Annotated in this window: 15 protein-coding genes; 2 read left to right on the plus strand and 13 right to left on the minus strand. The window is 49.1% G+C overall.

The window, feature by feature from the left end; all coding sequences use genetic code 11:
- Positions 1-7: 7 nt before the first annotated feature.
- The 6 genes from DUW71_RS17755 to murJ all read right to left on the minus strand — a co-directional run bounded on the left by DUW71_RS17755 (position 8) and on the right by murJ (position 7,032).
- Positions 8-568 carry a GspH/FimT family pseudopilin gene (locus tag DUW71_RS17755; RefSeq protein ID WP_119393415.1) on the minus strand — a complete coding sequence of 187 codons (561 nt, stop codon included), beginning with the start codon at positions 566-568 and terminating at the stop codon, positions 8-10.
- Between the two features lie 134 nt (positions 569-702).
- The gene (gene fkpB, locus DUW71_RS01245; protein WP_119393416.1) at positions 703-1,122 is read right to left on the minus strand and encodes an FKBP-type peptidyl-prolyl cis-trans isomerase; all 420 of its coding nucleotides are present in this window, start codon (positions 1,120-1,122) and stop codon (positions 703-705) included.
- 1 nt (position 1,123) lies between these two features.
- Entirely contained in the window at positions 1,124-1,642 is a 519-nt protein-coding gene (gene lspA / locus DUW71_RS01250; RefSeq protein WP_119393417.1) for a signal peptidase II, read from the minus strand.
- Positions 1,635-4,430, minus strand: coding sequence for an isoleucine--tRNA ligase (ileS, locus tag DUW71_RS01255; protein WP_119393418.1), 2,796 nt, complete (start codon positions 4,428-4,430; stop codon positions 1,635-1,637). The genes lspA and ileS overlap by 8 nt, the downstream gene beginning before the upstream one ends.
- Complete coding sequence (gene ribF, locus DUW71_RS01260) at positions 4,427-5,362, minus strand: bifunctional riboflavin kinase/FAD synthetase (RefSeq protein ID WP_119393419.1); 936 nt, start codon at positions 5,360-5,362, stop codon at positions 4,427-4,429. Before ribF ends, ileS begins: the two co-directional genes overlap by 4 nt.
- Before the next feature lie 131 nt (positions 5,363-5,493).
- Positions 5,494-7,032: a murein biosynthesis integral membrane protein MurJ gene (gene murJ, locus DUW71_RS01265; RefSeq protein WP_233545995.1), complete on the minus strand. Its 1,539-nt coding sequence runs from the start codon at positions 7,030-7,032 to the stop codon at positions 5,494-5,496.
- Between the two features lie 245 nt (positions 7,033-7,277).
- Between murJ and rpsT the strand changes: the two genes are divergently transcribed.
- Positions 7,278-7,544, plus strand: a complete 267-nt coding sequence (gene rpsT / locus DUW71_RS01270; protein WP_119393420.1) for a 30S ribosomal protein S20 — start codon at positions 7,278-7,280, stop codon at positions 7,542-7,544.
- Positions 7,545-7,782: 238 nt separating this feature from the next.
- Here rpsT and DUW71_RS01275 read toward each other — a convergent pair whose 3' ends face one another.
- A complete protein-coding gene (locus tag DUW71_RS01275) occupies positions 7,783-8,601 on the minus strand; it encodes a pirin family protein (protein ID WP_119393421.1) in 819 nt (272 codons plus the stop codon).
- A 112-nt stretch (positions 8,602-8,713) separates the two neighbouring features.
- On the opposite strand from DUW71_RS01275, the gene DUW71_RS01280 reads away from it, so the two are divergent.
- Positions 8,714-9,622, plus strand: coding sequence for a LysR substrate-binding domain-containing protein (locus DUW71_RS01280; protein ID WP_158583820.1), 909 nt, complete (start codon positions 8,714-8,716; stop codon positions 9,620-9,622).
- On the opposite strand, the gene DUW71_RS01285 is transcribed toward DUW71_RS01280, so the two are convergent.
- The 6 genes from DUW71_RS01285 to grpE form a co-directional block, all read right to left on the minus strand.
- The gene (locus tag DUW71_RS01285) at positions 9,564-11,111 is read right to left on the minus strand and encodes an MDR family MFS transporter (protein WP_119393423.1); all 1,548 of its coding nucleotides are present in this window, start codon (positions 11,109-11,111) and stop codon (positions 9,564-9,566) included. The genes DUW71_RS01280 and DUW71_RS01285 overlap by 59 nt on opposite strands.
- Before the next feature lie 253 nt (positions 11,112-11,364).
- Positions 11,365-12,573: a hypothetical protein gene (locus DUW71_RS01290; RefSeq protein WP_119393424.1), complete on the minus strand. Its 1,209-nt coding sequence runs from the start codon at positions 12,571-12,573 to the stop codon at positions 11,365-11,367.
- A gap of 490 nt (positions 12,574-13,063) precedes the next feature.
- Positions 13,064-13,864 carry a 4-hydroxy-tetrahydrodipicolinate reductase gene (gene dapB / locus DUW71_RS01295; protein ID WP_119393425.1) on the minus strand — a complete coding sequence of 267 codons (801 nt, stop codon included), beginning with the start codon at positions 13,862-13,864 and terminating at the stop codon, positions 13,064-13,066.
- 249 nt (positions 13,865-14,113) lie between these two features.
- Entirely contained in the window at positions 14,114-15,241 is a 1,128-nt protein-coding gene (gene dnaJ, locus DUW71_RS01300) for a molecular chaperone DnaJ (RefSeq protein WP_119393426.1), read from the minus strand.
- A gap of 154 nt (positions 15,242-15,395) precedes the next feature.
- On the minus strand, positions 15,396-17,327 hold the full coding sequence (gene dnaK / locus DUW71_RS01305; RefSeq protein WP_119393427.1) for a molecular chaperone DnaK: 1,932 nt from the start codon (positions 17,325-17,327) through the stop codon (positions 15,396-15,398).
- A 107-nt stretch (positions 17,328-17,434) separates the two neighbouring features.
- Positions 17,435-18,037: a nucleotide exchange factor GrpE gene (gene grpE / locus DUW71_RS01310; protein ID WP_119393428.1), complete on the minus strand. Its 603-nt coding sequence runs from the start codon at positions 18,035-18,037 to the stop codon at positions 17,435-17,437.
- Positions 18,038-18,072 lie beyond the last annotated feature (35 nt).

Genomic DNA, 18,072 nt, shown 5'->3' on the forward strand with positions numbered 1-18,072 from the left:
CTTATCTTCAGTTAGTGGCGGCGTTGCAGTTTAAGGTGCTGCTGCTTAAGTCGATGACTTCGCCGCGCCCTAGTGGGCTAATTTTTATTTCTTTACCGCCCCGTGTATCGGCGTCATCGTCACACAGTACCAGTGATACCGCAGTGGTTTCGTTTAGCGTGCCGCGTGGCGACAAGCTAAAGAATCGCTTCGTACCTTTAATCGTCATCTTGGACAACGCAGGAATGTAGTTAATTAGCTCATCACCTGTATCGAAGCTACCTAGCGTGCCACGGTCGATAAAAAACAAGGCTCCGTTGCTGTAGTCAGTCGCTGATGCCGTGGCATAACAAGCAGAGCCAGCAGAATCATTTGGCCCAGTTTGTGCGGCACACATAGTGACATTACTACCTGTGCGCACGGCTTCTGAACGCATGAGCATGATGGCGGCATACACTTCGTTAGATTGTTTGGTAATGCGATCGTTACGAATATATTCACTGAAGCTTGGCACGGCTATGGTTGCCAAAATGGCTAGTACGGCCACAGTGATCATCAATTCAATTAACGTAATACCACGTTGCTTCATGGAGCGACTCTCTTACAAGGCTAAGGTCGAGGATAAGAATATGACAGAACTGCGCAAGGTTTGCACAGACAAACGGTGATGATAAGCGGATAAACGGTTAGGATAAAGTGAGAATTGTGAGGCGCTTAGCGCCTCTACGCGACATCAACAATGTTGACGCGAAACTGAATCGTTTTACCCGCTAGCGGGTGGTTAAAGTCGACGTGGACGAAGTCGCCTTCCAACTTACTGATGGTGCCTGGAATTTCACCTGACGGGTCTTGAAAACCAATGACCAAGCCTGGCTCCAATACTAAATCTGGGCCAAACTCATGACGCTTAAAAGTTTGCATGTTCGCAGGGTTAGACTGCCCAAAGGCTTTTTCCGGCGGCATCGAGAAAGACTGCTCATCGCCAGCTTGCAAGCCCACTAACACCTCTTCAAAACCAGGTAACAAGTTACCGTCGCCCATTTTGAACGTGGCAGGTTTGCCGTCAAAGTTTGAGTCCACCACACTGCCATCTTCGAGCGTTAGCTCAAAATGCAGGGTTACTGTGCTGTCTTGATTAATCATATTACTTCTCTGAATCGGTTTTGTTTTGCTTAGTACGCTTTGGCTCTAAAAACAGCGCATCCACAATAAATAAACCGGCGCCGCAAGTGATGGCGATATCGGCGATGTTAAACGTTGGGAAGTAACGGTTTTGCCAATGAAAGCTAATAAAGTCGACGACATGATCGTACAGAATACGATCGATGGCATTGCCCAGTGCACCACCGATAATCAATGCTAGACCAATGGCCAATATGAGCTCTGACTTGTCTTTTAGGCGGCTTAACCAAACCGCCATCACTGCCGACACCACAAAGGCAATGGTTTTAAAGAAGTACACTTGCCAACCACCAGCGTCGCCCAAAAAGCTAAACGCAGCACCAGGGTTGTAGTGCAACGTCCAGTTTAATATTGGCAATACTTCCACCGGTGAGTTGTAGATAAGACTGCTGTCGGCAATGACTTTCGTCCACTGGTCCAAGCCAATAATGACCAGGCTCAAAATGAGCCAGGCACTATAGCCTGGCAAACGCTTAAGCATAATGGCGTTCCTCGCCCTCGCCCGCTACGTTCGTCACACAGCGGCCGCATAATGTTGGATGGTCAGCATACTGACCGACGTCTTCACGATGATGCCAGCAGCGCTCGCACTTTTCATGTGACGACTTCTCAATCATTACCTTTAGGCCTTCCAGCTCAGTTGCTTCAGCGGTTTCATCTGCTTCGCTCAACGGCTTAACCACTGCACCGCTGGTTAGTGTGATAAACCGTAGCTCTTCGCCAAGCTCATTTAGCAAAGCTGCTAGTGAATCATCCGCATAAAGGGTGATTTCTGCTTCTAAGCCACTACCAATGATTTTGTCACGGCGCTTGCCTTCCAACACACGGTTGGCTTGCTCTTTTACTTTTAGCACTTGCTGCCAGAAGTCAGAGTTGAACTTAGCGTCATTGGCTAGCGGTGCTAGCTTGTCGTACCAAGTTTCTAGGTAGACTGAATCGCCACGCTCGCCTGGCATGTGCTGCCAGATTTCTTCGGCGGTAAAGCTTGCCATAGGCGCAATCCAACGCACTAACGCTTCGGCAACATGGAACAAAGCAGTTTGACAAGAGCGACGCGCGACCGAATCGGCTTTAGTGGTGTACTGACGATCTTTAATGATGTCTAGGTAGAAGCCACCTAAGTCGATTGAGCAGAAGTGGTGAACCTTTTGGTAAACCACGTGTAGCTGGTATTCGTCGTAGGCTTGTTTAATTTCTTCTTGCAACTCCAGTGTGCGAGCAACCATCCACTGATCCAGAGCGATCAGTTCGTTGTTGGCTAGCATGTCTTTGGCTGGGTCAAACCCTTCAAGGTTCGACAGCAAGAAGCGTGCAGTGTTACGGATACGACGATACGCATCAGCAGTTTGCTTCAAGATGCCTTTCGACAAGGTCATGTCGTTGGCGTAGTCAGTCGAAGCAACCCACAAACGCAGGATGTCGGCACCAAGGTCGTTAAATACTTCCTGAGGTGCAACACCGTTGCCCTTTGACTTCGACATTTTGAAGCCTTTTTCATCAACGGTGAAACCATGCGTTAGCACTTGTTTGTACGGCGCCACACCATTGATTGCGATACCGGTTTTTAGTGAGCTTTGGAACCAACCACGGTGCTGGTCTGAACCTTCTAGGTATAGGTCAGCTGGGTATTGACCCAGCTCTTCGCGCGCTTGTACAACCGAGGCGTGCGTTACACCTGAGTCGAACCAAACGTCTAGCGTGTCAGTCACTTTTTTGTACTGCTCAGCTTCATCGCCGAGTAGCTCAGCTGGGTCTAGCTCCCACCAAGCTTCCATACCGTCTTTTTCAACACGCTTAGCCACTTCTTCCACTAGCTCAGGTGTGCGAGGGTGTAGCTCGTTAGTATCTAGGTGCACGAACAAGGTGATTGGCACACCCCAAGTACGCTGACGTGATACACACCAGTCTGGCGATTGACCAACCATGGCTTCAATGCGGTTTTGACCCCAAGCAGGAATCCACTGCACACCTTTAATGGCTTCCATCGACGCATCTTTTAGGCCGTTAGCGTTCATGCTGATGAACCACTGTGGCGTAGCGCGATAGATGAGTGGCGTTTTAGTACGCCAGCAATGGGCGTAGCTGTGGCGAATGGTTTCGTGCGAACCCAAACGACCTAGCGCTTCTAGGTGCTCAATGATTGGCTTGTCAGCTTTATAAACGTGGGTGCCGGCAAACTTTTCAACGCGGTCACGGTAAACGCCGCCGTCAGTTAGCGGGTCGATTGTTTCGATACCGTACTTCTGACAAACCTGGAAATCTTCCATACCATGGTCGGGTGCTGTGTGTACAAAACCTGTACCAGCATCCGTTGTCACGTGCTCACCCAATAGGATTGGCAATTCACGATCATAGAATGGGTGCTTAACTTTTTTGCCTTCTAGCGTTGAACCTTTAACCGTCGCCAATACTTTAGGCTCGTCTAATTCAAAGCGTTTAGCAACAGCTTCTGCAAGTGCTTCAGCAACAAAGATACGCTCGCCGTTCCCTTGTAGCAGCACGTAGTCGATGTCTGCACCAGCAGAGATCGCCAATGACGCAGGCAGCGTCCATGGCGTTGTGGTCCAGATGACTAGGTTAACCTCACCTTCACCTTCAGCGTTTGGAACAAGTTCGTCGACCTGAGCATATTTAACATCGATCGCTTGTGAGGTTTTATCGTGGTATTCAACCTCGGCTTCGGCCAAAGCAGAACCACCCACAACACTCCAATAAACTGGTTTAAAACCACGTACTAGGTGGCCATTTTTGGCAATTTTACCCAATGAACGAATGATGTTGGCTTCCACATCATAAGACATGGTGAGGTATGGGTTATCCCAATCGCCAAACACACCTAGGCGCTTGAAGTCTGCCATTTGCAACTCAACCTGCTTTTGTGCATATTCACGGCACTTTTTGCGGAACGTTGCGTGGTCAACTTTCACACCGGCTTTGCCAATTTTGGTTTCTACCTTGTTTTCAATCGGCAAACCGTGGCAGTCCCAACCCGGCACATAGGGCGCATCAAAGCCAGCCATGGTTTTTGACTTCACAATGATGTCTTTCAAAATTTTGTTGAGCGCATGGCCTAGGTGAATCTCGCCGTTGGCGTAGGGAGGGCCGTCGTGCAGAATGAACTTAGGACGACCAGCGCTAATTTCACGAATCTTTTGGTAAATGTTCTTCTCTTGCCAGTTTTTTAGCATTTCTGGTTCACGAGATGGCAAATTACCGCGCATTGGGAACGCAGTATTTGGCAGATTCAGTGTGGCTTTATAGTCGGTCATGCCTCTGATTCACCTATTTGAAAGAATTGTTTGGCTGCTTGCACGTCTTGCGCGATTTGCGCTTGCAAGGCAGCAATATTTGGGAATTGTTTTATATCACGGATGTGCTGAAGAAACACACATTCGATGTGCGCGCCGTATAAGTCTTGTGAAAAATTCAACAAATGAACTTCAAGCGCACTGCCTTCTTGCACGGTAGGCCGGTGGCCAATATTGGCAACCCCCGGCTGCACCCGGCCATCAGGCAGTTTTACTGCTACGGCAAACACACCAGCCAAAGGCGATGCATGCTTGCCATATTTTACGTTAATCGTTGGCGTGCCGATGGTACGCCCTAGCTGCTTGCCATATACCACGCGCCCGCTTAGGGCATATTGATGCCCTAATAATTGCTCACTGGTGGCCAAGTCAGACTGTGCCAGTGTTTGGCGGATGCGTGTAGAGCTCACTCGTACGTCATCTTGCTGGATCGTTGAGCTTGCCGTCACTTGGTAATCAAACTGCTCTCCGAGTGCCTTTAACACACCCAAATCACCCGAACGGTCACAGCCAAAGCGAAAATCGTCACCAATAAACAAGTGCGACACGCCAAGCCCTTGTACCAGCACCTGCTCAACAAACTGCTGTGCCGTCAGTGAGCGAAACTTTTCAGTAAAGTTAAGAACGACTAGATAGTCGATTCCAGCTTGTTTTAGCACTCGACACTTGTCACGCAGGCCAAAAATGCGCGCCGGCGCGGCATCTACATTAAAAAATTCACGCGGTTGAGGTTCAAAGCATACCACCACAGATGGCAGCTGACTGGCCTTGGCTGATGCTACAACCCGATCTAGGATTACCCGATGACCTAAATGCACGCCATCAAAGTTGCCGATAGTCACAACACTACCGTTTAATTTGGGTAAATTGTGTAGACCTCTGACTAACTGCATGGTTGCGCCTTTGCAAAATGGAACGCGATTATAGCGACTGCTGATTAATTCAACAAATTGGATATCAGGCTATGGTTTGTAAAACCCAACCGTAAGTTGCACGGCGCGTGTTTTTGCGCCGGGCAACAGGGTTAATGGCTTTTTAGCATTCTTGGGCGGATGCCAAGTGCTAGTGCCACAATAGTAAAGCTCACCATGCCCCCCACTACCATAATGGCAAGCCAGAGAATTCGATCCACTTCCGAAGCCATCAGCCACCAGTCGGTTTCCGGCTTGCCAAACAACAGCACCACACCCATTACACAACCGGCCACTACCGCAGCCCAGCTTTGTTTAATAATTTGGCTCATCGGTGGCGCCACTTCGAGCTTTCGCAAGCCAATATACAAACAAGCGGCATTAAACCAAGCTGCCAAACTAGTAGAGAGCGCCAAGCCAACATGACCAAGCGGCCAAATGAGAATTAAATTTAACCCCATAGACACCGCCATCGCCCACAAGCCAATTTTTACGGGTGTTTTGGTGTCTTGGCGAGCAAACCAACCTGGTACTAGCACCTTTACTAACATAAATGCTGGCAACCCTATGGCATAGGCAATTAACGCATCCGACGAAGCCAGAATGTCGGACGCTTGCATTTGGCCACGCAAGAATAGTGTTGCTTGCAAAGGCACGGGCAATACAATTAGTGCCATGGCGGCTGGTACTCCTACCAGCAAGACCACGAAGATGGCCCAATTAATGGTTTTCTGAAAGGCCTGTTTATCAGCTTTGGCGTGTAATACCGAAAGCGTTGGTAATACAACGGTGCCAATCGCAATGCCAATTAACCCCAGTGGTAGCTCTGATAGTCGGTCGGCATAATAAAGCCAAGAAACCGCGCCATCGGCGAGCAGCGAGGCAAGCAAGGTGTCTAGTAATAAGTTAATTTGAGCAACGGATGCACCAAACAGCGCCGGCCCCATTAATTTCAGTGTTTTGCGCACTCCCTCATCTTTGGGCGCAAGCTCAGGTTTACCTAGCATACCCAAGCGCGCTAAAAACGGAATTTGCAACAATAGTTGTGCAACCCCAGCAATCAGCACACCCCAAGCCGCGCCATAAGCCGCCACTTCAAAGTACGGTGACAACCAAACCACCGCAGAAATCAGGCTTAGATTCAGTAAAACAGGTGTCAACGCCGGCACGGCAAACTGGTTGTATGCATTTTGAATTCCGGCTGCTACCGAAACTAAAGAAATAAAAAACAAATAAGGAAAGGTGATTCGCAACAATTCGGCGGTAATCGCAAGTTTGTCAGCTTCATCGCGATAGCCCCAGGCAAACACTTGCGCTACATAATCAGCGCCAACAATGCCGAGCAGCACCACGGCCCCTACTACTGCCGCTAGCATAGTGGTTACCTTGGCAACATAGCGCTGTACTTCGGCATGATTAGCCAATGCTTTATATTCATTTAGCACCGGCACAAAAGCCTGTGAGAACGCCCCTTCAGCAAATAGGCGTCGAAAAAAGTTGGGTACTTTAAATGCCACATAAAAGGCGTCGGTTGCCCCGCCAGCACCTAGGTAGCTAGCAAATACCATGTCGCGCACAAAGCCGAGTACACGCGATACAAGCGTGCCTGCCGATACGATGATTCCCGAACGTAGAAGTCCTTGTTTGGCCAAGATTGCGTCCCCAAAGAGCAAAGGGCGCTAGTTTAACTAAGCGCTAGAGTGGGCACCAGAGCATGGAGCGTATTTCTTTGGCTGGCGATTTGTTTGTAGTGGCACTAGTATCCGCTGGTACAATAAAAATCAGAAACTTACGGCTAACGGTCGAATATTGAACGTTTTATTTGACATCTTAGTGCGCGATCAATAAAATCCGGCGTCCTTATAGATTAATACACCGAATTTCTTAGGAGCGAATCGTGGCAAACTCTGCTGGTTCAAAGAAACGCGCACGTCAGGCTGTTGTACGCCGCGCTCGTAATGTTGGTCAACGCTCAATGGTCCGTACTTTCGTTAAGAAGGTCTACGCAGCGATCGAAGCCAAGAATTACGACGAGGCCGTTGCAGCTTTTAACAACGCACAGCCTGCACTAGACAGCATGGCACGCAAAGGCATCATTGCTAAAAACAAAGCAGCTCGTACCAAGAGCCGCTTGAATGCTCAGATCAAAGCGCTTAAAGCTTAATCTGATTGCCTAGCGATTAAAAAAACCGGCTTATGCCGGTTTTTTTATGCCTGTCATTCCCGCGAAGGCGGGAATCTAGTTACCAAAGCTTAAACACCAACTAGACCCCCGATAAAAGCACTCGGGGGTGACATCAAAGTCATTCCCGCGAAGGCGGGAATCTAGTTACCAAAGTTTAAACACCAACTAGACCCCGATAAAAGCACTCGGGGGTGACGCTGATGCAACAAAACCGATTCTAAAACCTACCCGACTGAAAATCGCGGATGGCTTGTTCAATCTCTTCGGGCTTATTCATCACAAATGGCCCGTACTGCACAATTGGCTCATTAATTGGCTTGCCCGCTAATACGATCGCCTTGCCTTCGCCACGCAAGGTAAATGCCTCACCAGCGCCTAACTCCACAATACTACCTGCAGCCACCACTTGGTCGTTACTAATTACCAACTCACCTTCATATGGGTGCACCAGCGTTGTGAACGAATCCGGTATATCTAGGTTTAGCTCACCACCAGTTAACGCAATATCCAAAAAGGTTGGCTGAATGGCAATTTCGCCAACCGGGCCTTGCACGCCATTAAACTCACCGGCTACGACTTTTACCGACCCATGTTCAAGCTCAACTTCTGGAATCACGTCTGGATCGAACTCTTGGTAACGTGGCGCCATCATTTTGTCTTTCGCCGGTAAATTCACCCACAACTGAAAGCCAGACATTAAGCCAGATTCTTGTTCGGGCATTTCTTCATGCACAATGCCGCGCCCGGCGGTCATCCATTGCACACCACCCGACTGAATGACACCCTCACGACCTGTGTTATCACGGTGGCGCATTTTGCCTGCCAGCATATAAGTCACCGTTTCAAAACCACGATGCGGGTGTGAAGGAAAACCAGCAATGTAATCGCCTGGCTTATCTGAGTGAAAGCGATCAAGCATCAAGAATGGGTCGGCATGGCGCAAATACTGGGTGCCAATCATGCGGGTTAAACTGACGCCTGCGCCATCCTGTGTTGGTACACCCTGCACACGGCGCTTAATGGTACGCAATGCCATACAAACCTCCTAAATTAGTCATCTATAATGATCACTCTAGCCTTGTATTACGCAGCAACAAACCGGAAGATCTTGTGCATGTTTATCAAATTATTTGAATAGGGTGACCACCTTGGCGCACAATCCACTAAGCCTAGACTTATTACGCGCACTTGATGCCATTGACCGCTATGGAAGTTTTGCTGCCGCGGCTGAGCGTTTACACAAGGTGCCATCGGCATTGAGCTACACTATTCAAAAAGTGGAAGCCGACCTAGAACTTGCGCTGTTCGACCGCAGTGGCCACAAAGCTAAACTCACCGAAGCTGGGCACCTGGTTCTTGAACAAGGCAGATTTATCCTAGACGCCATTGACGGCTTGGCCGATCAAGCCCAGCAAGTAGCGAGTGGCGTTGAAGCCAAGGTAGACATAACAATCGACACCGCAGCCGAGCAAAGCATACTTTGGCCGGCACTGGCCGACTTTCAAAAACAGTGGCCCTTTGTGCAACTAGAGCTGCACCATAGCGTTATGTCACAAGGCTGGGAGATGCTGCAAGAAGGCAAAGCTGACATTTTGTTGACCCCAATGAGTAACAAACCACAACTAACCGGCATTCATATTGATGAACTCAGCCCTTACGATTTTGCTTTCTGCGCCGCAGCGACTCACCCACTAGCGCTGCTAAACCAAGCTGCCAGTGAAGATGAGCTAAAGCAACATGCCATTGTCGTCATTCGCGATAAAGCCGAGCGGCTACAACCGGTATCCTTAGGCTGGCTAGCCAGTGCTAAAAAGGTATATGTGGCAACCATGGAAGATAAAATCTCGGCCCAAGTAGCAGGCCTAGGCGCTGGCTATTTACCCCTTGCTCGCATTCAAGCACAGTTAAGCAGCAACCTACTTGTGCGCTTAGACCAGCACCGACCACCTAGACACGAAGCCTTGGTGGCCGCTAGCCGCAGCAACGAAAAAGGCCCGGCTACGACTTGGCTACTGGATCGGTTGCGTGCAGATTCACATCCGGCATCCAAGCGGTAAATAAAAACCCAATAAACGCGATAATACTAGAGGTAAAAAACACGGCTGCTAGGGAATCCGACCAAGATTTGGCAACCAATGGCTGCATCGCCGCTTGGGTAGTTGGGTTATTCACCACCTGATCAATCATCTCTGGCGTCAGCCCTTGCACCTGCAACTGCTGCAGCTCGGCAAGCGCTTGCGTTGGCAGCTGGGCGGCAAACTGGCTTAGCAGGGCTGCATTGCTATCCGACAAAACAAAGGTAAACAGCAGGCCTATCATTGCCAACCCGAGTGTTGCGCCGACCTGGCGAATAAAGGTGGCATTACTAGATGCCACACCCATTTGGTCTCGCGACACTGAGCTGATCATAATCTGGGTGTACAGCGGCAACGTTGGACCAATAGACAAACCCAATACGAATAACGACAGCGCAAAGCCCAAGAAAGATAGCTCAGGCGACACCCAAAAGGCATACAGCATAAATAAAACAGCTTGCACAAAGGTGGTGGGCACCAACACTGGCTTATAAAAACCAATACGCGAGACCAACTGGCCAGACAATACATTGCCCAATACAAAACCAAAGGTAAGTGGCGTTAGCGCCGCCCCAGCAATGGTAGCCGACACACCAATGGCATTTACGGCAAATAGTGGCACATAAATAATGGTGCCTAAAAACGACATCCCCAAAACAAACGTCGCAAGCCCTGCACGCCCATAGACTGGGTTGCGAAACAGGTGCACATTTAGCACTGGCTCTTTACTCACCCACTCGTGGTAGATAAATGCTGCTGTCATCAAAACACCAAACGCCAGTGCAATCGCCATACTTGGCAACAAAGCGCGGGTTTCACCGAGCTCTGCCATAACCAACATAATTGGCACTACGCCCAAGACTAATAACAATACGCTTAACCATTGAATACGCCCACCGCGATCGTTTTTTAGCGGTGGCAGCTTATAGGCGATGACTGCCATGGCAATCAATCCCAGAGGAAGGTTTAGCCAAAACACCCATTGCCAGCCGAAGGCATCGGTCACCAAGCCGCCAATCCAAGGGCCAATAAGAGAAGCCAAGCCAAACATAGCGCCCAACAGCCCCTGAAACTTTGGCCGCTCACGCGGTGTAAACACCTCGCCAACGATGGCGAACACGTTGGCAAAAATACCCGCACTACCCAAACCTTGCAGCGCGCGCAGCAGCACTAGCTCTAATGGTGAATTAGCAAAACCACACAACACACTGGCTAGCACAAACAAGGCCACACCCGTTAGTAAAGTGGCCTTGCGACCATAAATATCCGACAGCTTGCCCCAAATCGGTAACGACACGGTACTAGCTACTAAATAAGAAGTCGCTAGCCAGCTAATTAACGATGCCGGAAAGCTCAGGTCGCTCGCAATAGACGGCAGCGCAGTGGCAATAATGGTTTGATCGAGCGCAGCAAGAAAAAGTGCAGTAAGAATACCAACAAGAATGGCAACACGAGAAACAGCTTGCGACATATCCCCTCACTGTAATGAAGACCTAGAGGCTAACTTAGCAACTAACCTAGCGAGTACAGTTCAATACTACGCACTAAGCAGCCATACTAAACAAGCCACACCTAAACAATCGGTAATGTACGCAGGCATAGTGCAAAAAGATTAACCAGAAAGCAAAGAAAAAAGCGATGCAATAGAAGCCAACAGCCAAAAACGCAAAAAGCCGGCATTAAGCCGGCTTTTGAAATCTAATCAGGCAATGCCTGAGTTTAGATTAGAAGCTGTAAGAAGCAGAAAGAGTTAGCTTGTTCGCTTCGTTTTCAGCAAGTGTTTCGTTAGTGAATGCAGCTTTGTAAGTTGCACCAACAGAAGACTTGTACGCAGCAGAAACAGTTGTCGCTAGTTTCTCAGCGATTGAATCATCTTCGTTCTCGTCAAGGATGTCACCAGCAGAGAATGTAGATTCAGCTGCGTAAGTGATCATGTCTTGAGTTAGCGAGTATGAAACGCCAGCTTCGAATTCGTCGCCAGTTTTGTCTTCGTCTGCTTCAGTAGTTTTGAATTTGTACTGAACGTGTGCACCTAGACCGTCTTGTGAGTAAGCAACTTTACCTAGCGCGTGCAACGGATCAGTTTCCGCGTCCGTTAGAAGCGTGACAACAGCAGCAGTAGTAGTGATTGGACCAGTTACTACAACAACTTCCGCACCAACGTCAGTTGTAGATGCTTCGTTCTGGTTTTGGTTGTTTACAACAGCCTTAATGGTTGCTGGACCAGCTTTAGCTGTCACACCCAAACCAACGTGAGTTTTAAGGCCGTAGCTCTGACCACCAAAGTCTTCACCGGCAACAGTGTTGTCTTCGTCAGCAGCAAGGAAGTGAGCTTGGCGAGCAGCAACGTTTGCGTGAAGTGTTACACCGTCCGCCACGTCGCTAGAGTAAGCAACACCTAGGCCAAAATCGTTACCTTCAGCAGTTTCGTTCACACCTGCCGTTGAAGGATCGTCAAGCGTACCTGAGTTACGGTTAGGGCTACCAGCACCTTCAAGCTGAGCTGAAAGACCAGAAACACCTGCTAGGTTAGAAAGGCGGATACCAGCATCTACACCGTAAGACTCCTGGCTTACGTCTTCATGTAGACCGAAGTATTCGTGAGTGTTGCCTAGACCACCAACTTGACCGAACTTGATGTTGCCGTCAGTTACAGTTACGTCTTTTAGGTCAGCAGATGCGTTGATCGGCTCAGCAACAAGCGTCGCGTTGAATACATTGTTAGTTAGGTTTAACTTCGCCCAAACAGCTTCAGAGTCACCGTTTTGGTTTGTTACGAAAACCTGTTCGTTTGTAATATCAACAACTGCCTCAGTGTACAGTGAACCTGTAACAGTGATGTCAGCGCCTTTAGTGATGTAAAAATCTGCAGCAGCCTGCGCAGAGATGGCAGCAGCCAGAGCTGTCAGTGAAGCAATTTTCAATGCTTTCATTGAATGATTCCCCTTTTTATTATCGATTAACCGGTTTTTGCACCAGGTTGCTTGTAGTCTACACAGACCGAGAATTTACACAACAGTCTGTTAGAATTTCTAGTCGCAAGTCTGCTTAATTGTTGTGACAGACTTATGACAAGTATCTGTACGAGTTCGTGGTCAAACTTCACGGCAATCGCAACTTTACATTACAACCCGATCACCGAATTTAGACGAGCTCGTGAACTAGTTCCTATTACAACCAAAACGAATTGTGTCGGTCAACCCGTTTTTTTGAACTTTTTTTGCTTTAAGGCGACAAAAGTCAATATTGCACCCACCTTTTTGTTAATTTCCAGTAAATCGCACCGCTGTTGGCACGATAAATTCACCGAAAATGACGCTTTATAGGTGTTTTGTCACAACAGTTTCACCCTTGTCGCCAGTATTTCACTTTGGTGACAAAATAGTCTACTAGGGTGTTAGCCTAGCTCTAGGTTACAAAATTTTACAGATCAAGCACGGCGCGCATGTCGTAGAAGCCGTTTTCTTTGCCTTGCAACCACTTTGCCGCGCGCACTGCGCCTTTGGCAAATGTTTGCCGCGAGCTTGCTTTGTGGGTGATTTCAACTCGTTCACCTTCGGTTGCAAAAATAACCGTGTGATCGCCGACGACGTCACCTGCGCGAATGGTAGCGAACCCTATGGTTTGGCGGTCACGGGCGCCTGTTTGGCCTTCTCGGCCGTAAATAGCCACGTCGTAAAGGTTGCGACCAACGCCTTCGGCAGCGGCCTCACCAAGGCGTAGGGCGGTGCCAGACGGCGCATCGACTTTGTGGCGGTGATGAGCTTCAACGATCTCGATATCGTAATCATCACCCAGCGTGGCAGCCGTTTGTTTTACTAGGTTAAGCAGCACGTTTACTCCAACGCTCATATTCATTTCGAATACCACGCGAGTTTTATCGCCGGCTTGCTTTAGTGCCTCTCGGTTATCTGCAGTTAGGCCAGTGGTACCCACGACAATGCCTTTACCGTGCTGCGCGCACATGGCTAGGTGCGCCATGGTGGCTTCAGGCGAGGTGAAATCAATCAGGATATCGAAGTCGTTGAGTACTGTGTTGAGGTCGCTTACTAGGGCGACGCCTAGCTTGCCCACACCCGCAACTTCGCCAGCATCGGCGCCGATGAGGCTTGAATCAGGTAGTACAGAACCTGCGCCAAGCTCTACACCTTCACTTGCAGTAATTTCTTGAATAAGGGCCTTGCCCATACGGCCAATTGCGCCGGCTACAGCAATACGTGTCATGATTTCGCTCCACATTTTTGCGCTACTTTATCACTTATTTGGGCGGTCGCGTAGGTGGAGGATAGCCGGTGAGGTTTTTGAATGCGGTGGCTAGATTCCCGCCTGCGCGGGAATGACCGATAAAAACGACCAAAGCCGTCATCCACGAGTGGTTTTATCGGGGATCTAGCTATTGGATTGTGAGTCTGCAACTAGATTCCCCCCTGCGCGGGAATGACTGTTGCCCGGCGCGAAAGCGCGCCGTACAACCTACATCTCGCCGAAGAATTTCTTCACTGAGTCGAAGAAGCTATTACGACGCGGTGAGTGTTTTTTCTCGTCCAGGGTGCCACGGAACTCTTCTAGCAGTTCTTTTTGGCGCTCACTGAGCTTCACCGGCGTTTCCACAACCACTCGGCATAACAAGTCGCCTACTTCTGGGCTGCGCACAGGCTTGATGCCCTTGCCGCGCAAACGGAATAGTTTTCCGGTTTGTGTTTCGGCGGGTACTCGCAGCTTCACTTTGCCATTTAGTGTTGGCACTTCTAGTTCACCACCTAGTGCTGCATCGACCACAGAAATCGGTACTTCGCAGTATAAATTGCCGCCTTCGCGCTCAAATATGCTGTGCTGTTTTACCGCTACTTGCACGTAGAGGTCACCCGATGGGCCGCCATGCATACCCGCTTCACCCTCACCAGAAAGGCGAATACGGTCGCCGGTGTCTACACCAGCTGGAATTTTCACGTTAAGGGTTTTGGTTTCTTTCTTAACGCCTTGACCATGACAATCATTACATGGGTCGTCGATGGTTTGCCCTGTACCACCACAATGGTGACAAGTTTGCTGTACAGCGAAGAAACCTTGGCTCATACGTACTGCACCAGAACCACCACACACACGACAGGTAACAGGCTTAGCGCCATTTTTGCCGCCAGTGCCATCACAGGTGTTACACGGCACAGTGGTAGGTACTTTGATCTTTTTCTCAACGCCTTCAGCTGCTTCTTCCAGCGTAAGTTCCATGGTATAGCGTAAGTCGGCGCCACGCTGCACATGACTGCGACGACGACCACCACCGCCACCAAAGATATCGCCAAACACGTCACCAAAGATGTCTGCAAAGTCGGATGCACTATGAGCACCACCGCCACCACCAAAGCCACCTTGGCCATTGACACCAGCATGACCAAAGCGGTCGTAGGCTGCACGCTTATCGTCGTCTGCTAGCACTTCGTATGCTTCGGATAGCTCTTTAAACTTGGCTTCCGCGTCTGGATTATCAGCATTACGGTCTGGGTGATACTTCATCGCCAGCTTACGATAAGCTTTTTTGATATCTTTTTTATCGGCGCCTTTTTCAACACCTAGTACTTCATAGTAATCACGTTTAGACATAATACTTTGCTCAATCTGTAACACGTTTGGGCAGAAACCTTGGCAGAATGGCTTTTTAAGTGAGCCACTCTGCCAAAATTTCTGGCTAATGCACTAAAAGGCGGCCGAAGCCGCCCTTTTCTCTCTAACTCTAAGTAATTTTCGCGGTGCAAAATTACTTATCGTCTTTAACCTCTTCAAACTCAGCATCTACGGCATCGTCGCCAGCGTCATTATTCGCCTGCTCGCCAGCCGCTTGATCTGCACCTGGCTGACCTTCAGCTTGCTCGGCGTATAGGCGCTGTGCCAACGCTTGCGCTGCGGTCGACAGTGCTTCAGTCTTCGCTTCAATCTCTGCCTTGTCTTCGCCTTTTAGGGCTTCTTCAAGGTCTGTGATTGCCGTTTCAACTGCTTGCTTCTCTTCGTCGGTCGCTTTATCACCAAGGTCGGTTACTGTTTTGCGAGCCGTGTGGATCAAGCTGTCAGCAGTATTGCGTGCTTGCACCATTTCTTCGAACTTTTTGTCTTCCGCTGCGTTGGCTTCAGCGTCTTTCACCATTTGTTCGATTTCTTCGTCCGACAAACCAGAGTTGGCCTTGATCACAATCGACTGCTCTTTACCAGTCGCTTTATCTTTCGCCGACACATTTAGGATACCGTTGGCATCAATGTCGAACGATACTTCAATTTGTGGCACACCACGTGGCGCTGGTGGAATGTCAGCTAAGTCAAAGCGGCCAAGTGATTTGTTCTGTGCTGCTTGTTTACGCTCACCTTGCAGTACGTGAATGGTTACCGCACTCTGGTTGTCGTCTGCTGTAGAGAATACCTGCGACTTATTCGTAGGAATCGTCGTGTTTTTCTCGATCAGCGGCGTCATTACACCACCCATGGTTTCAATACCTAGGGTTAGCGGCGATACGTCTAGCAGTAGCACGTCTTTCACATCACCAGCTAATACGCCACCTTGAATTGCAGCACCCATGGCAACGGCTTCGTCTGGGTTCACGTCTTTACGTGGTGCTTTACCGAAGAACTCTTCAACGCTCTTCTGTACCAGTGGCATGCGAGACTGACCACCTACCAAAATCACTTCGTCGATCTCCGACGCATCTAAGCCTGAATCTTTCAATGCTTGACGACATGGTTCTAGTGAGCGAGTGACTAGTTCTTCTACTAGAGACTCAAGCTTCGCACGCGTAATTTTCACGTTAAGGTGCTTAGGACCTGATGCATCAGCAGTGATGTATGGCAGGTTCACATCTGTTTGTTGCGCCGAAGATAGCTCAACTTTGGCTTTCTCAGCCGCTTCTTTTAAGCGCTGCATGGCCAATGAATCACCGTGTAGATCAATGCCAGAATCTTTCTTGAACGATTCCGCTAGGTATTCGATCACACGTAGGTCGAAGTCTTCACCACCTAGGAAGGTATCACCATTGGTCGACAATACTTCAAACTGCTTTTCACCATCTAAGTCAGCAATTTCGATGATCGAGATATCGAATGTACCACCACCAAGGTCGTAAACGGCAACAGTCATGTCTTCTTTGCCGCCTTTTTTATCAAGGCCGTATGCCAATGCTGCCGCAGTTGGTTCGTTGATGATACGCTTTACTTCCAAACCAGCGATTTTACCCGCATCTTTTGTTGCTTGGCGCTGACTGTCGTTAAAGTAGGCCGGAACCGTAATCACTGCTTCGGTTACCTTCTCACCTAGGTAGTCTTCAGCAGTTTTCTTCATTTTCTTAAGAACTTCTGCCGACACCTGTGGTGGCGCCATCTTGTTGCCACGTGCTTCTACCCAAGCATCACCGTTTTCCGCTTTAACGATTTTGTACGGCACCATTTTGATGTCTTTTTGTACCACTTCGTCTTCAAAACGGCGGCCGATTAGACGCTTAACCGCATAAAGCGTGTTGTCTGGGTTAGTTACCGCTTGACGCTTGGCTGGCTGACCTACCAATACTTCACCGTCTTCTGCATAAGCAACAATAGATGGTGTCGTGCGGTCGCCTTCGGCGTTTTCGATAACTTTAACTGAGTCACCTTCGAGGACTGACAGACAGCTGTTTGTGGTCCCCAAGTCGATACCGATAATTTTACCCATGATATTTAACTCCAGCTTCTGTGACCGGCGGCGCTTGATTCGCTTGCCTGGTCAATATTTCAATTATTCGTTTGCTTGTTACTTATATGGAGACAGCGTAATTATTTTCAAGCTGTCTCATCGATCGAATTTGGTGTTGGGCCACCCTTGCTCACCATCACCATGGCCGGGCGCAATAAGCGGCCGTGCAAGGTGTAGCCTTTTTGCATCACTGCCATCACCGTATTAGCAGGCAGCTCTGGATTGTCTACCATGCTCATTGCTTGATGCAGCTGCGGGTCGAACGGCTCATTTTCTGGATTGACCGGTTCAATGCTGAACTTGGCAAAAGTTGCCAAAGTCGAGTTCAGCGTCATCTCCACCCCTTCGCGCATGGCAATAAAGTGCTCGTCTTGCTCTTCTGGCAACGACTGCAATGCACGCTCAAGGTTGTCTACAACCGTTAGCATTTCTTTGGCGAACTTTTCATTGCCAAACTTATGCGCTTTTTCAACATCCTGCTCTGCACGGCGGCGAACGTTTTGCATTTCTGCATGATTGCGTAGTAGTTGATCTTTAAGCTCAGCTACTTCAGCCTGCAGTGCAGTCACATCAACGTCGCCTACTTCTGGCGCGTCGTCTTGAGCTGCTTGCGCTTCCTCAACCTGTGCTTCGTTTACTTCTGGCACTTCCTGCTCTTGGTTTTCTGCCTGCTGATTTTGTTCACTCATGAAACTTCCCCGAACATGATTCATTGCACGTGCCT

The sequence above is a fragment of the Salinibius halmophilus genome (assembly GCF_003577475.1).
In the GTDB taxonomy this organism is placed as follows: domain Bacteria; phylum Pseudomonadota; class Gammaproteobacteria; order Pseudomonadales; family Natronospirillaceae; genus Salinibius; species Salinibius halmophilus.

Bases quoted from the DNA above. Each gene is read 5' to 3' on its own strand.
- DUW71_RS17755 (WP_119393415.1), bottom strand. From the start codon at position 568: ATGAAGCAACGTGGTATTACGTTAATTGAATTGATGATCACTGTGGCC.
- DUW71_RS01285 (WP_119393423.1), bottom strand. From the start codon at position 11,111: ATGTCGCAAGCTGTTTCTCGTGTTGCCATTCTTGTTGGTATTCTTACT.
- dnaJ (WP_119393426.1), bottom strand. From the start codon at position 15,241: ATGTCTAAACGTGATTACTATGAAGTACTAGGTGTTGAAAAAGGCGCC.
- ribF (WP_119393419.1), bottom strand. From the start codon at position 5,362: ATGCAGTTAGTCAGAGGTCTACACAATTTACCCAAATTAAACGGTAGT.
- grpE (WP_119393428.1), bottom strand. From the start codon at position 18,037: ATGAGTGAACAAAATCAGCAGGCAGAAAACCAAGAGCAGGAAGTGCCA.
- dnaK (WP_119393427.1), bottom strand. From the start codon at position 17,327: ATGGGTAAAATTATCGGTATCGACTTGGGGACCACAAACAGCTGTCTG.
- ileS (WP_119393418.1), bottom strand. From the start codon at position 4,430: ATGACCGACTATAAAGCCACACTGAATCTGCCAAATACTGCGTTCCCA.
- DUW71_RS01275 (WP_119393421.1), bottom strand. From the start codon at position 8,601: ATGGCATTGCGTACCATTAAGCGCCGTGTGCAGGGTGTACCAACACAG.
- fkpB (WP_119393416.1), bottom strand. From the start codon at position 1,122: ATGATTAATCAAGACAGCACAGTAACCCTGCATTTTGAGCTAACGCTC.
- lspA (WP_119393417.1), bottom strand. From the start codon at position 1,642: ATGCTTAAGCGTTTGCCAGGCTATAGTGCCTGGCTCATTTTGAGCCTG.
- dapB (WP_119393425.1), bottom strand. From the start codon at position 13,864: ATGACACGTATTGCTGTAGCCGGCGCAATTGGCCGTATGGGCAAGGCC.
- DUW71_RS01290 (WP_119393424.1), bottom strand. From the start codon at position 12,573: ATGAAAGCATTGAAAATTGCTTCACTGACAGCTCTGGCTGCTGCCATC.